Here is a 13,406-nt window from a genome sequence, read left to right as displayed (position 1 = left end):
GGATACGGGCAGGCCAGCGGCCTGCCGCGTTTGTCAGGGTAGATGATCCGGTGCTTCGAGCGGAGTGCGGCTGGCCTGCTCGCCATGCTGTTCGGGCTGGTACCAGCCGAGCTTTTCGCGCAGCTTGACGACGTTGCCGACGATGATGAGGGTGGGCGCCTTGAGCCCGGCCTGCTCGGCCAGCGCGGGCAGCGTGGCGAGGTCGCCGGTGATGACGCGCTGGGTCGGCAGGGTGCCGTGCTGAATGATGGCCGCCGGCATATCGGCGGTGAGGCCGTGCTTGATCAGCGCCTCGCACAGCAATGGCAGCCCTTTCAGCCCCATGTAGATGACGATGGTCTGATCCTTGCGCGCGATGCCTTCCCAGTTCATGTTGAAGGTGTTTTCCTTCAGGTGCCCGGTGACGAAGGCGACCGACTGCGCATAGTCGCGGTGGGTGAGCGGAATGCCCGCGTAGGACGCCACGCCGGCGGCGGCGGTGATGCCGGGCACCACCTGGAACGGCACGCCGTGCTCGACCAGGGTTTCGATCTCCTCGCCGCCGCGGCCGAAGATGAAGGGGTCGCCGCCCTTCAGACGCAGGACGCGCTTGCCCTCCTTGGCCAGGCGCACCAGCATCATGTTGATTTCTTCCTGCGGCACCGCGTGGTCGTCGCGCTCCTTGCCGACGTAGACGCGGTCGGCGTCGCGCCGGCACATGTCGAGAATCGGCTGCGAGACGAGGCGGTCGTAGACGATGACGTCGGCCTGCTGCATCAGGCGCAGGGCGCGGAAGGTCAGCAGGTCGGGATTGCCAGGGCCGGCACCGACCAGATAGACCTCGCCGCGGCTGATGGCGTGGGAGGCCGAGTCCCTGATCATGGCGTCGAGCTGCTGCTCGGCCTCGACGTCGCGCCCGGAAAACACCATTTCGGCGACCGGCGAGAGGAACACCTTTTCCCAGAAGGCGCGGCGCTGCTCCGGCTTGACCGCCGCGCGCACGCGCTCCTTGTAGCGTGCAGCGAGCGCGCTGAGGCGACCGTAGGCGGCCGGGATCAGGGTTTCCAGCCGCGCGCGCAACATGCGCGCCAACACCGGCGATTCGCCGCCGCTGGAGACCGCCACCATGATCGGCGAGCGGTCGATGATCGAGGGCAGGATGAAGCTGCACAGCGCCGGCTTGTCCGCCACGTTCACCGGGATGTGGCGCGCGCGCGCGGCGTCCGCGACGACCTTGGCAGCCGCCGCATCGTCCTCGACCACGATCACCGCGTCCTTGCCGTCGAGCAGATCGGGGGTGAAGGCATCCGCCACCCGCTTCAGGCGTTCGGCGTGCGGCAGCTGCGCGAAGCCTTCGTGCAGATCCGGCGCGACGACCTCGACGCAGGCCCCGGCGCGCAGCAGCAGTTCGGTTTTGCGCGCCGCGGTTTCAGAGCCGCCCACCACCAGGCAGTGGCGGTCGCGCAGATCGAGAAAAATGGGCAGGTAATTCATGGGGTTTACTCGGTGGGCGCAGCGTCGTCGCCCGATTCGGCGGGCCCGTCTTCTGCGGAATAGGGCGGGATGAAGATGAAGCGCATGTCGCCCGGGCTCATTTCGACGAAGTCGAGCGTCACCCCCTGCAGGTAGGGCGTGCTCGAGGCCGCGATCAGGATTGCGATGCCGTTGACGATGAGGTGTTCGTCGGCTTCGCGTTCGATGTCGAAGCCCATGCCGTAGTTCACGCTGCCGTCGTCCTCCTGGTAGGCGGCGACACGCAGGACCATCTCGAACACGTCGGGATTGTTGTTGGCGACGCGAATCTGCGCGGCGGCGGCATCGGTGATCTTGATCATGCGCGGGTCCTTACAAAATTAGGCGGCAGCGCGCGCCTTGTGCGCGCGCACCTGGTTCAAAAACGGGGCGATCCAGCCCTGTGCGCCGCTGCCCCGGCGATGCACATAGGCGGCCAGCAGATTGTGTTGCTGATAGCCGTCATGCCGGCCATCGATGCCGTGGCCTCGCTGCACCTGGTAAGCATATATGGAGTCGGCAGGCAGATTTTCCAGGCTCGAATAATGAAATTCGTGCGCCGGGATGGGGGACGTTTCCTGCCAGCGGTCCTCGCCGGTTGGCTGCAGGCGCGCATAGCCGCGCCCGACCGGGCGTTCGTGCATCACGGTATTGCCCGGCACCACGCCGACCATCTCGCACGTCCGCCCCTGCCAGTCGAGACTTTTCGACAGATACATCAGGCCGCCGCATTCCGCATAGGTCGGCAGTCCGCCTTCGATGGCGTTGCGGATGTCGCTGCGCAAGGCCGTATTGGCTTCGAGTTCCGCCATGAACATTTCGGGGAAGCCGCCGCCGATGATGAGGCCGTCCACCTCGGGCAGAGCCTGCGCGTGCAGGGTATCGATGTCGACCAGTTCGACATTGGCGGCGCGCAGGCTGTCGATATCTTCGCTGTAATAAAAACCGAAAGCCTGATCGTGTGCAATGCCGATGCGCACGCGCTCGGCGGACGCTGCCGCCTCGGCCGCCGGCGGAACATTCAGTTCGGGCGCGCTGTCGGAAATCGCCAGCAGCCGGTCAAGATCGACCTGCGCCGCCACGCGTTCGCCGACGTGCCGAATCCGCGCGCGCGCAGCGTCCTGTTCGTTGGCCGGCACCAGCCCCAGGTGGCGCTCGGCGATCTGCATGCTGGCGTCGTGCTGTACCGCGCCGATCACCTCGACGTCGGTGTAATGCTCGATCACCGCGCGCAGCTTGGATTCGTGGCGGCTGCCGCCGAGGTTGTTAAGGATGACGCCGGCGATACGAATCCCGCGGTCGAACGCCTGGTAACCCAGGATCAGCGGCGCCACTCCGCGCGTCATGCCGCGCGCGTCGATTACCAGCACCACCGGCGCGCCGAGCAGCTTGGCCAGTGCCGCGTTGCTGTTGCTGCCGTCGAGATCGAGGCCGTCATACAGGCCCTTGTTGCCTTCGATCAGGCTGATGCGGGCGCCGGCCGCAGCGCGGGCGAACTGCTGCTCGATCTCGTCACGCCGCATCATGTGGAAATCGAGGTTGTAGCAGGGACGCTGCGCCGCCATCCCCAGCCACAGCGGATCGATGTAATCAGGGCCTTTCTTGAAAGGCTGCACCGTGTGGCCGCGCGCATGCAATGCGGCACACAGGCCTAGCGTGAGCGTGGTTTTGCCCGACGATTTATGCGCGGCAGAAATGAAGACGCGGGACATGCGATCCTTCATGGGGCTTTAACCGCATGGAAAGCCGGCGTCCGCTTGCGGGGCATACGATCTTGCATGGGCTGGAGTCCCGCTGGAAGCTGGACTCCCCTAGCGCGGCATGCAAGCCCCGTGTCTGGAGGAATCGCTGAAATGGCTTGCCGGTTCATGCCTGACGATCCCCCGCCAGGCTGTCGCCTGGCAGGTTATGCGATCAATGTTCCAGCTTGGCGACGGTGGCGTCGTCCAGGCTGGCCGGCAGCAGGCGCAGCACCTTGACCGCGAAGGTGGTCGCCAGCAGCGCGATCGCCACGCCGCCCAGGCCGAGGAAGAGCTCGGGCATGCTGGGTGCGTAAGCATGGATCTCGCCGTCGAAGAAGCTGCTCTTTTCGGTCAGGCCGGGGAACATATCCAGCGGATAGGCCTGCGCGCCGATGATGGTGACATACATCTGCGCGACGCCGCCCAGGATGACGAGGCCGCAGGCAATCATGATCCAGGTGCGCTGCTTGCCCAGGCTGCTCAGCAGGATCACCAGCGGGACCACGCAGCCGATGACGATCTGCCCCACCCAGAACAGGGTGGTCAGGCCGCCGCCATCGCGCAGGATGAAGGCTTCCACCGCGTGGAACTTGGTGAAATAGAGACTGGTCATGTGCTGGACGACGACGAAATACAGCACCGCCGCGACGAACACCACGAGCAGGGTCTTCAGGCGCATCATCACGGCATCGCCCAGTTCCCGGCCGGTCCAGGCATAGGCCGCGGCCAGCACCATCAGGTAGATCGCCAGGCCGTAGGCAAACGACATGATGATGAACATCGGCGCCAGCATGGCGGTGCCGTACAGTTCGCGCGCGACCAGGAAGCCGAACAGCGAACCGGTGCCAGTCGTCAGGGTCAGGCGCCAGATGAAGGCCGCGGTGCCTGCCGCCTTGGAGTAGGACTTGACGCTGCGGTCCAGCATGGTCCACAGATAGATGCCCACCAGCACGAAGAAACCGGAATACAGGAACACGTTCCAGGTGAACATCGACTTGAAGTTGAAGTTCGTCATCGCCACGATCAGGCGGTCGGAGCGGCCCAGGTCGAGCACCAGCACCAGCAGGCCGCCCAGCAGCAGCGCCAGCGACAGAACCGCCGACAGCGGCGCCAGCGGCTTGTACATCGGCTTGTTGAACACCGAGGCGATCGAGGCGACGTTGAGCGCGCCGGAGGCGGCGACGATCAGGAACACCGCGAACACATGCGGCAGCCCCCAGACGATCTGGTTGTCCATGCCGGTCACGACGTGGCCGTGGTGATGCATGTAGTTCCAGGCCAGTGCGCCGAACAGCACGAAAAGGCCAAGGAATCCGAACAGCATCCAGTACTTCGGGCTGCTGCCTTCTACTTCGCGGAAAGTAATGCTTGCCATGTTGATTTAGATTCCGTGATAGCGAACGCCGAGGTTGAGATTCAGGTCGGCCCGCACCTGCTTGGTCGGCAGTTCGCGCAGGCGCTTGGAAATCTCGCTTTCGGGATCATTCATGTCGCCGAACACCAAGGCATTGTGCCCAGCGGCGGTGCAGGCCTCGGCGCACGCGGTGTTGCCGTCGCCGCGATCCACCTTCTGCACGCAGAAGGTACAGGCCTCGACACAGCCGATGCCGCGCGGCACATCCGGCTTCTGGGTGTCGTTCAGCGGCTCGTGTACCAGTGAACGCGCCTTGTAGGGACAGGCCATCATGCAGTAGCGGCAGCCGATGCAGGTGTGGCGGTTGACCAGCACGATGCCGTCGGCACGCTTGAACGAGGCGCCGGTCGGACAGACGTCCACACACGGCGGCTCCGCGCAGTGCTGGCACATCATCGGCAGATTGGTCTCCATCTGCGTCAGCGGATCCTGCAGTTCCAGCTTGCGAATCCACTGCGGCGCCTGTTTTGGATGCTTGCTTTCCGCCACCGGCGTCCAGCCGTTTTCGGTGCTGCATGCACTCACGCAATCATTGCAGCCGGTGGCGCACTTGGTGGCGTCGACCAGCATGCCCCAGCGCACGGCACTGCTGGCGGCCTGATCTTCGGCACGACCGTGAGCCACTTCGTACAGCATCACGCCAGGAGCAATTGCCAGACCCGCTGCGGTCGCCGTGGCGGCGCCGACAAAGCGGCGCCGCTCGGGCGATGCCGGCGTGGAATCAGACCTCGGTTTCATATCGCTCATTGGGCAACCCCAGCCATCTCTTCTGCACTGACCTTGCTTGTCGCCTGGGCGGCAAGCTTGTGCTTGTAGTGCGCCGTTTCAGCATTCAGCGGATGCATCGCCATCGTGCCCTGCGGCTTGGTGGAATGACAATCGAAGCAGTCGATCTTTACCGCTGCGTAGCTGTGGCAGCTCACGCAAAAATCGTCCTTGGCGGCGGCAACACTGCCCGTCTTTTCGCTGGCATGGCAATTGATGCACTCCTTGAGGCTGTACTTCTTGGTACGGATGCCTTCAAGCACAGTTTCATCGCGGTGGTGATTCAGGACCTTCATGTGATTGCGCCGCATGTAGTCGTTGTCTTCCACGCACTGTTCGCCCTTGACGGCCTTCGCAATCACCGGCTTGGGCGCGCCCCCGGTCTTGGGCTGGGCCTCGGACCCGGCCCAGGCCAGGGCCGCGGTCGTCAGCACCACCGCGCCCAGCGCCAGCAGACGTTTCATCTTGCCTGCCATGTTCAGTCGCCCATGCCCATGATGATGTAGCCAGTCGGGCAGACGTCGGCACAAATGTGGCAACCGATGCACTTGGAGTAGTCGGTGTCGACGTAGCGACCGACCGTCGGGTTGTCCTTCTTCTTGACCTTGAACACGGCGGTCTGCGGGCAGTAGACCACGCAGTTGTCGCACTCGAAGCACTGGCCGCAGGACATGCAGCGCTTGGCCTCATCCACGACCGCCTTTTCGGACAGCGCATGCAGACGCTCTTCGAAGTTGCCGAGCGCGCCTTCCTTGTCGAGCACGGTGACTTCGCGGATGTTGCGCGCCACGTTGGGGAAATGGCCGAGGAACAGGTCGTTGTGCGGAATGACGTGACGTTGCGAGCGGTCTTCGAAGTTGTGCAGGATGTCCTTGCGCTCCGACGTACCCCAGGCCTCGCCATGGATTTCGCAGTTGTACTCATGGCCGGCTTCGAGCCACTTGCGGATTTGATCGAAGTGGTGCACGTCCACTTTCGGGCGCTTGTCGACTTCCTGGCCCTTGAGGAAGGCATCGATGCCGTCGACTGCGATGGACGCATGGCCGATCGCGGTGGTCAGCAGGTGCGGGCGCAGCACGTCGCCACCGACGAAGATGTGCTCTTTGCCGGGGAAGCGGTAGTTCTTGTCGGCCTTCATCAGGCCGTTGTTGTTGTTGAACTGCTCCAGGCCGGTGAAGTCGACGCCCTGGCCGATCGCGGACACGATCAGGTCGGCCGGCAGATCGCGCTCGGTGCCTTCGACGATCTTGGTCTCCTTGCCTTCCATCACGAAATCGGCCACGCGCAGTGCGGTTGCACGGCCATTCGCGTCGACCACCACGCCCACGGGGGTCACGCCGCCGATGATTTCGATGCCTTCCTGCTGGGCATGTTCGACTTCGTGCTTGTTGGCAGCCATCTTGTCGACGGTGGCACGCGACACCAGCACCACCTCGGCGCCTTCGCGGGCGGAGATCGAGGCGACGTCAGATGCCATGTGGCCGGCAATGACGTTCTCCGGACGGTCGTCGTGCGAACCGGGCTTGGTGACATTGCCCAGACGGCGGGCAACGGTCGCGACGTCGATCGAGGTGTCGCCACCGCCGATGACCACCACGCGGTTGCCGACGTGCTGCAGGCGGCCTTCGTTGAAGGCGCGCAGGAACGCCACGGCGGTCACGCAGTTGGGGGCTTCGGCGCCGGGAACCGGCAGCGGACGGCCAGCCTGCGCGCCCATTGCCATGAAGATGGCGTCGAAATCCTTTTCGATCTGCTCGAAGCTGATGTCGGAGCCGATACGGGTCTTGAGGCGGGTTTCCACGCCGAGGGCGATGATGCGGTTGATTTCGGCGTCGAGCATCTCGCGCGGGGTGCGGAAGCCGGGAATGCCGTAGCGCATCATGCCGCCGAGTTCTTCGTGCTCGTCGAAAATGGTCACGCCGTGGCCGCGCAGGCGCAGCTGATAGGCAGCGGCCAGGCCGGCGGGGCCGGCACCGATCACGGCCACTTTCTTGCCGCTTTCAGGCGCCGTGGAGGTATAGGCCATGTTGTTTTCGATGCCCCAGTCGCCGATGAAATGCTCGACCGAGTTGATGCCCACGTGGTCTTCGACCATGTTGCGGTTGCAGCCGGATTCGCACGGCGCGGGGCAGACCCGGCCCATCACGCCGGGGAAGGGGTTGGCTTGGGTGACGCGGCGGAATGCGTATTCCTGCCAGGTCACGCCTGCCGGCGGCTTCTCGATGCCGCGCACGATGTTGAGGTAGCCACGGATGTCTTCACCGGCCGGGCAGGAACCCTGGCAAGGCGGCGTGGAGAGCATGTACTCGGGGCACTTGTGCGTCCAGCTCGACTGGAAAATGCGCTCCTGCGAAGAACGATAGTCCTGCTCGGACTCGCCATCCTTGTAGCGACGCCATGAAACGCCTTCGGTTTTTGCTTTGTTCGTCGTGACAGCCATGTTGGTTCTCCTAACGTCTGTGTAACTAAAATAGATAAATCGCAATCAGCCCGCTGGATTTCAGTCCAGCTTGATCGCCTTGCTGACCAATTGATGCACTCCGCCCACCATGCCCATGTCGAAGCCATATTTGGGCAAAACCTTGGTGAACTGCGCCTTGCAAATGGCGCAGATCGTAGCCATGAAGTTGACCTGGTGCTCCTTCACGACATTATTCAGCGCCGTAGCACGCGGCAATGCGCCCTTGACGCGGACTTCCATCAGATCGTCGGTCAGCAGGCCGCCGCCACCGCCGCAGCAGAAGGTGGACTCGTAAATCGTGTCGTCGGCCATGTTGTGGAAGTTGTTCGCCACCGACTTGATCAGTTCGCGCGGGATGGCGAACTGGCCGCCGGGTTCGGTGCCCATGCGCGACGCACGCGCGACGTTGCACGAATCGTGATACGTCACCACCAGATCGTCGTTGGCCGACGGATCGACCTTGATCTTGCCGGACTTGATCAGGTCGTTGGTCAGTTCGCAGATGTGCTGCGGCTGCGGATAAGTCGGATCGAGTTGTTTCTGCAACTCGATCGAGAACGGGTCGTTGCCGCCATAGCCGATGCCGGTCAGCGTGTTCCAGAAACTGTAGGCGACACGCCAGGCGTGGCCGCATTCGCCGACCACGATACGCTTGACCCCCAGCTCTAGCGCAGCGTCGCGAATCCGCATGGCGACCTTGCGCATGACGTCGTAATTGGCGTCGAACAGACCGAAGTTACCGGCTTCCGAGGCGTGCGAAGACAAGGTCCAGCTGATGCCGGCGGCGTGGAACACCTTGGCGTAGCCAATCAGCGACTCGACGTGCGGCTCGGAGAAGAAGTCGGCGGACGGCGTAACCAGCAGCACCTCGGCGCCCTTCACATCAAGCGGCATTTTCACCGCCACGCCGGTGTCCGCTTCGATGTCCTCCGCCAAGCCCTCGAGCGTGTCTTCCAGCGCGGGGCCGGGCAAGCCGAGGTTGTTACCGATCTTCTGCACCTTGCCCAGAATTTCGTTGGAATATTTCTGCCCCATGCCGACGTGGTTGAGAATCTCGCGCCCGGCCATGGTGATTTCGGCGGTGTCGATGCCATACGGGCAGAACACCGAACAACGGCGGCATTCCGAACACTGATAGTAGTAGCTGTACCAGTCGTCCAGCACCTCCTTGGTCAGATCCTTGGCGCCGACCAACTTGGGGAACAGCTTGCCTGCGGGGGTGAAATAGCGGCGATAGACCTGACGCATCAGGTCCTGGCGCGCCACCGGCATGTTCTTGGGATCCGAGGTGCCCAGGTAATAGTGGCACTTGTCGGTGCAGGCGCCGCAATGCACGCAAGCGTCGAGGAAAACCTTCAACGAGCGGTACTTGCCGAGCAGATCGCCCATCTTGTCGAGCGCGCGCTCTTTCCAGTCCTCGCCCAGCTCATGCGGATAGCCCATGAAAGACTGCACCGCCTCGCCCGCAATAAAGGACTTGGCATGCGCCATCACGCCTTCGCGCAACTTGGGAACCTCGATGTCGTCCTTGATTTCTGGGATGTCAAATTCAGCAGCAGCCACTTGAGAGTCCTTTTTCCGTGCTTTAGTGTTCGTTAATCGATGTCAACGAATCAGTTGTTCTGATCGAGGCGGGCCGCCCACGCCGCAACATGGCGGTGCTCACGCGGGTTGTCCACCTGATTGCGGGTGGGGCTGAAGAACACGCCCGGCGCATGCAACAGTTTGCTGATCGGAAAAATCACCATCAACAGGGCCACCAGGGCGAGATGCACCAGCAGGATCGGATCCTGCGGAAGCGGCTGCACATCGAGATACATCAGACCCATGAAAAAGCCCTTCAGCGCCACGATGTCGGTATGGGCGACAAAGGTCATCAGCATGCCGGACAGGCCGATCGCGATCAGCAGCACCAGCATCAGGTAATCGGACGGGGTCGAAATGTAACGCACGCGGTCAACCAGGAAACGCCGCGCCAGCAGGCCCGCCAGACCCACCACCATCATGATGCTGGCGTACTTGCCGAACGGCTGCACGATGCCGACCCAGAACCAGACCGGCTCGGTGAAGTAGCGCAGATGACGCGCCAGCACCAGAAACAGGCCAAAATGGAATAGATAACCGAATACCCAAATCCATTTATTGGATTTGAACAAGGACTCGAATAGCACCACTTCCTTCGCCATCCGGTACACAACGCCCTTTTGCGACGTAGGCGCAGGGGTGGTCGGGATTTTCAGCGGCGCAGGCGTACGGCTGTAATCAAAAATCTTGTAGACCAGGCCGACCACCAGCAGCAAGGTGGCGATGTAAAACATCCCGGCATAAATCATCGTCACAGTAGACAAACCCTATCTCCTATTGGACTCCGATCCGCTCGTGCTGGAGCGTGTGCGGAATCGTATGCCCTAACAACGTTCTGTTTACGAATCAAACGCAAAACTCGGCATAGCCCAGCCACATTCGATTGGGAAACACAGCCCGACAATCGGAGCCGCTCCGGAAAACCCGGAGCGGCCCGACGGTATTACGACTTAGATACAGCCGGTCGGCTTGGGCAGGCCAGCGATCTTACAAGCCTGCTTGGCGGGGCCGTAGGGGAACAACTCGTACAGGTACTTGTTGTTGCCCTTTTCCGGGCCGAGCTTCTTGCCGATGGCCTTGGTCAGCACGCGCACAGCCGGCGCGATCTGGTATTCGGCGTAGTACTCACGCAGGAAGTTGACGACTTCCCAGTGGCTTTCGGTCATCTCGACCTTCTCTTCAACCGCCATGTATTTGGCGACGTCCTCGTTCCACTGCGACAGATCGATCAGATAACCTTCTTCGTCGACTTCGTAGTCCTTACCGGCGATATTCACCATGGGCATAGCAATACTCCTTCTATTAAAGTTACAGCCAAGACTGACAGTTGCTGTGCTCTGCGACCAGATCCACAAAACCGCCGTAATCCACGACATTGACTCCGTCCAGCACGCGCCCGGCCATGCCGCGCGCCGCCAGATCAGGACCGAGTGCGTAAATCTTGAGGTCAGCCGCCGCCGCCTGGATTTTCGCCGCTGCCGCGTTGCCGTTCGTTGCCGCGCACACCGCGTCTTCGATCAGCAATACAGCAGAACCTTTGGTGGCCATGCGCAGGCAGCTTTCCAGCGAACTGCGCTCTGTGGCCGATTTATTTACAATATGCAGCATGTCTGGTCCCCTTAGAAGCTGATCACGACGTCTTGCTCGGCCATGAGATTCGCCATCTCATCGACGGAGAGCACCGTCACATCCACAATCAGGTCGTCTTCGGTCAGACCGCGCGCATCCATCGACGCCTGGTCGACATACAGCTTCTCGATGTCGTAGCCTTCCAAGGCGCGATAGGTCTTGGAAAAATCCTTGACCTCGATGCCCTTGGTGTCGATACCCTTCATCAACTGGTAGACGCCATCATCGGTGAACACCATGCTCACATCCTGATCGAAAGCGGCGGTAATCAGCACCACTTCCAGACCTTCCAGCGCGTACACGGTACCGTGTGGCGCCTTGCGGTTCAGGAACATGAATTTCTTGACGATGCCGGAGCCCTCGTCCATTTCGTCCATATCGCTCATCTCGCTATTCCTCAATCACCGAACGTCACGAGACGATCGTACTGAATACCCATCTCCACCAACTGGCCCAGACCGGAAATCCGGAAGCCCGGCGCCAGAACGTCATCGTTGATGCCGCGACGCTGTGCAGCGGCAACACACACGACCAGGTCAACGCCATGATCCGCGGCCAGCTTGGACCAGCGCGCCGAGACATTGCGGTCGTCCTGGGGAGGCGTCGCCAGGCGCGTGGAATTGTTCACGCCATCGTGGTAGAAAAAAATCCGCGGTACTTTGTGACCCTTCTCGATCGCCGTACGGGCGAAGAGATAAGCGGAGTCACTGGCCTGATGGGTGTAAGGCCCTTCGTTTACAAGAATGCCGAATTGCATGGCTAGCTCAAACTCCGAAAAATCCAGTCATTTACCATCAGTGCCGCCGCAATCAAGCCGCGGCGGTCGCTGACAGCTTCCCAAAAGCTTAGAAGCGGATGTGCGCAGAAGCGTTCAGGTTGGCACGGCTGCCACGCCAGTTATCGATGTGATACTTGGTGAAAGGCAGACCGGTCTTCTCGAAGAACGCGGGCCAGCCGATACGCTCGATCCAGTCGTTCATGCGCTCCCAGGGCTTGCCGTCAGCCTTGTAGGTCGCCAGGATCTTCTTGACCACCTCGGCCACTTCCGGCCAGCGCGGCGCACGGTTCGGCAGGCCGGACGCAACCAGCTTGTGGAAGGTCGGCTTGGAACGAGCGTTCGAGTTCTTGCCACCCACCCAAATCGCAATCTTGGAATGCTCGGGATCGTTGATCTGCATCGGGGGGCAGGGCGGGAAGCAGGCGCCGCAGCAGATGCATTTCTTCTCGTCGACTTCCAGCGAGGGCTTGCCGTTCACCAGGGCGGGACGGATCGCCGCCACCGGGCAGCGGGCAACGACGGAGGGACGCTCACACACGTTGGCGACCAGATCGTGGTTGATCTTCGGCGGCTTGGTGTGCTGCACGATAATGGCGATGTCGGCCTGGCCGCCGCAGTTGATCTCGCAGCAGGAAGTCGACAGCTTGACGCGGTTGGGCATCTCGCACTTGACGAAGTCGTCGTACAGCTCATCCATCAGCGCCTTGACCACGCCGGAGGCGTCGGTACCAGGAATGTCGCAATGCAGGAAACCCTGGGTGTGGGCGATCATCGACACCGAGTTGGCGGTGCCGCCGATGGGGTAGCCCTTGTCGTTCAGCGCCTTGATCAGCGGCTCGACCTTGGAACCGTCGGCCACCATGTATTCGATGTTGGAACGCGCGGTGAAACGCACGAAACCGTCTGCGTACTGGTCGGCAATGTCGGCCAGCTCGCGAACAGTGTAGTGGTCCAACTGACGCGCCGTACCGGCCTTGACCGTCCAGATCTCATCGCCGGAATCGGCACGGTGATAGAGAACACCCGGCTTCGGATGGCTGTGGAAAGCCCACTTGCCATAGTTCTTCACCATCACGGGGTGCATGTAGGGCATCGGATCCGGTGCACCGGACTCGATAGGCGGACGCAATTCTGCCATTTCTTTTCTCCAACTGATTTAATGCACGGGCCCCGGTTCGCACCAAGACCCGCGGTAAACGAAAGTTAAGCGGCTGACGACTGCTTGTACTCGTTCCACTTCTCGACTTGCTCGTCCCAGTCATCGGAACGGAAGTAGGGGTTGGAACGCGGCTGGCTGATCATGTTGGGATCGACCGGGATGTCCATGCCCTCAAGGAAGTTGGCCAGGCCGATACGCTCGATCATCTCACCGGTACGCTCATGCTCCAGCGCATTCTCCGCAAAGAAGTCGATGATGTTGCGCGACAACTCGTTCAGCTTCTCGAAATCCTCGTCGGACTCGAGCTTCATGAACGGGATCACCACGGTACCCATGGTTGCGCCAATCTTCAGCACGCCCTTGCCGCCAACCAGGATGGTGAC

At 61.9% G+C, this 13,406-nt stretch carries 14 protein-coding genes and 1 pseudogene; all 15 read right to left on the bottom strand.

The window, feature by feature from the left end; genetic code table 11:
* Positions 1-33 precede the first annotated feature (33 nt).
* The gene (gene cysG, locus BGO62_RS03175; RefSeq protein ID WP_296639229.1) at positions 34-1,473 is read right to left on the bottom strand and encodes a siroheme synthase CysG; all 1,440 of its coding nucleotides are present in this window, start codon (positions 1,471-1,473) and stop codon (positions 34-36) included.
* 5 nt (positions 1,474-1,478) lie between these two features.
* Positions 1,479-1,814 (bottom strand): iron-sulfur cluster biosynthesis family protein, encoded by a 336-nt coding sequence (locus BGO62_RS03170; RefSeq protein WP_296639225.1) that lies wholly within the window; start codon positions 1,812-1,814, stop codon positions 1,479-1,481.
* An 18-nt stretch (positions 1,815-1,832) separates the two neighbouring features.
* Positions 1,833-3,203: a cobyrinate a,c-diamide synthase gene (locus BGO62_RS03165; RefSeq protein WP_296639223.1), complete on the bottom strand. Its 1,371-nt coding sequence runs from the start codon at positions 3,201-3,203 to the stop codon at positions 1,833-1,835.
* Between the two features lie 202 nt (positions 3,204-3,405).
* Positions 3,406-4,608 (bottom strand): NrfD/PsrC family molybdoenzyme membrane anchor subunit, encoded by a 1,203-nt coding sequence (gene nrfD, locus BGO62_RS03160; protein WP_296639221.1) that lies wholly within the window; start codon positions 4,606-4,608, stop codon positions 3,406-3,408.
* 6 nt (positions 4,609-4,614) lie between these two features.
* Positions 4,615-5,394 (bottom strand): sulfate reduction electron transfer complex DsrMKJOP subunit DsrO, encoded by a 780-nt coding sequence (gene dsrO / locus BGO62_RS03155; protein WP_296639219.1) that lies wholly within the window; start codon positions 5,392-5,394, stop codon positions 4,615-4,617.
* Positions 5,391-5,876 (bottom strand): hypothetical protein, encoded by a 486-nt coding sequence (locus BGO62_RS03150; protein WP_296639217.1) that lies wholly within the window; start codon positions 5,874-5,876, stop codon positions 5,391-5,393. The genes dsrO and BGO62_RS03150 overlap by 4 nt, the downstream gene beginning before the upstream one ends.
* A gap of 14 nt (positions 5,877-5,890) precedes the next feature.
* Positions 5,891-7,852, bottom strand: a complete 1,962-nt coding sequence (locus tag BGO62_RS03145; protein ID WP_296639215.1) for an NAD(P)-binding protein — start codon at positions 7,850-7,852, stop codon at positions 5,891-5,893.
* A gap of 60 nt (positions 7,853-7,912) precedes the next feature.
* The gene (dsrK, locus tag BGO62_RS03140; protein WP_296639213.1) at positions 7,913-9,436 is read right to left on the bottom strand and encodes a sulfate reduction electron transfer complex DsrMKJOP subunit DsrK; all 1,524 of its coding nucleotides are present in this window, start codon (positions 9,434-9,436) and stop codon (positions 7,913-7,915) included.
* Between the two features lie 50 nt (positions 9,437-9,486).
* Positions 9,487-10,212, bottom strand: a complete 726-nt coding sequence (locus BGO62_RS03135; RefSeq protein WP_296639230.1) for a respiratory nitrate reductase subunit gamma — start codon at positions 10,210-10,212, stop codon at positions 9,487-9,489.
* A 195-nt stretch (positions 10,213-10,407) separates the two neighbouring features.
* Complete coding sequence (locus BGO62_RS03130; protein ID WP_296639211.1) at positions 10,408-10,743, bottom strand: TusE/DsrC/DsvC family sulfur relay protein; 336 nt, start codon at positions 10,741-10,743, stop codon at positions 10,408-10,410.
* A gap of 22 nt (positions 10,744-10,765) precedes the next feature.
* On the bottom strand, positions 10,766-11,065 hold the full coding sequence (gene tusB, locus BGO62_RS03125; protein WP_296639209.1) for a sulfurtransferase complex subunit TusB: 300 nt from the start codon (positions 11,063-11,065) through the stop codon (positions 10,766-10,768).
* Between the two features lie 11 nt (positions 11,066-11,076).
* On the bottom strand, positions 11,077-11,472 hold the full coding sequence (gene tusC, locus BGO62_RS03120) for a sulfurtransferase complex subunit TusC (protein WP_296639206.1): 396 nt from the start codon (positions 11,470-11,472) through the stop codon (positions 11,077-11,079).
* Between the two features lie 11 nt (positions 11,473-11,483).
* Positions 11,484-11,843, bottom strand: a complete 360-nt coding sequence (gene tusD / locus BGO62_RS03115) for a sulfurtransferase complex subunit TusD (RefSeq protein WP_296639204.1) — start codon at positions 11,841-11,843, stop codon at positions 11,484-11,486.
* 88 nt (positions 11,844-11,931) lie between these two features.
* Positions 11,932-13,002 carry a dissimilatory-type sulfite reductase subunit beta gene (gene dsrB / locus BGO62_RS03110; protein ID WP_296639202.1) on the bottom strand — a complete coding sequence of 357 codons (1,071 nt, stop codon included), beginning with the start codon at positions 13,000-13,002 and terminating at the stop codon, positions 11,932-11,934.
* A gap of 65 nt (positions 13,003-13,067) precedes the next feature.
* Positions 13,068-13,406, bottom strand: a pseudogene (locus BGO62_RS03105) (sulfite reductase, dissimilatory-type subunit alpha); the annotation flags it as partial.

Source organism: Thiobacillus sp. 65-1402, from assembly GCF_001897685.1.
GTDB lineage: Bacteria > Pseudomonadota > Gammaproteobacteria > Burkholderiales > Thiobacillaceae > Thiobacillus.
Note: the sequence above shows the minus strand (reverse complement) of the source record. Positions and strands in the feature narration are given on the sequence as shown.

Bases quoted from the DNA above. Each gene is read 5' to 3' on its own strand.
- cysG (WP_296639229.1), bottom strand. From the start codon at position 1,473: ATGAATTACCTGCCCATTTTTCTCGATCTGCGCGACCGCCACTGCCTG.
- BGO62_RS03170 (WP_296639225.1), bottom strand. From the start codon at position 1,814: ATGATCAAGATCACCGATGCCGCCGCCGCGCAGATTCGCGTCGCCAAC.
- BGO62_RS03165 (WP_296639223.1), bottom strand. From the start codon at position 3,203: ATGTCCCGCGTCTTCATTTCTGCCGCGCATAAATCGTCGGGCAAAACC.
- nrfD (WP_296639221.1), bottom strand. From the start codon at position 4,608: ATGGCAAGCATTACTTTCCGCGAAGTAGAAGGCAGCAGCCCGAAGTAC.
- dsrO (WP_296639219.1), bottom strand. From the start codon at position 5,394: ATGAGCGATATGAAACCGAGGTCTGATTCCACGCCGGCATCGCCCGAG.
- BGO62_RS03150 (WP_296639217.1), bottom strand. From the start codon at position 5,876: ATGAAACGTCTGCTGGCGCTGGGCGCGGTGGTGCTGACGACCGCGGCC.
- BGO62_RS03145 (WP_296639215.1), bottom strand. From the start codon at position 7,852: ATGGCTGTCACGACGAACAAAGCAAAAACCGAAGGCGTTTCATGGCGT.
- BGO62_RS03130 (WP_296639211.1), bottom strand. From the start codon at position 10,743: ATGCCCATGGTGAATATCGCCGGTAAGGACTACGAAGTCGACGAAGAA.
- tusB (WP_296639209.1), bottom strand. From the start codon at position 11,065: ATGCTGCATATTGTAAATAAATCGGCCACAGAGCGCAGTTCGCTGGAA.
- tusC (WP_296639206.1), bottom strand. From the start codon at position 11,472: ATGAGCGATATGGACGAAATGGACGAGGGCTCCGGCATCGTCAAGAAA.
- tusD (WP_296639204.1), bottom strand. From the start codon at position 11,843: ATGCAATTCGGCATTCTTGTAAACGAAGGGCCTTACACCCATCAGGCC.
- dsrB (WP_296639202.1), bottom strand. From the start codon at position 13,002: ATGGCAGAATTGCGTCCGCCTATCGAGTCCGGTGCACCGGATCCGATG.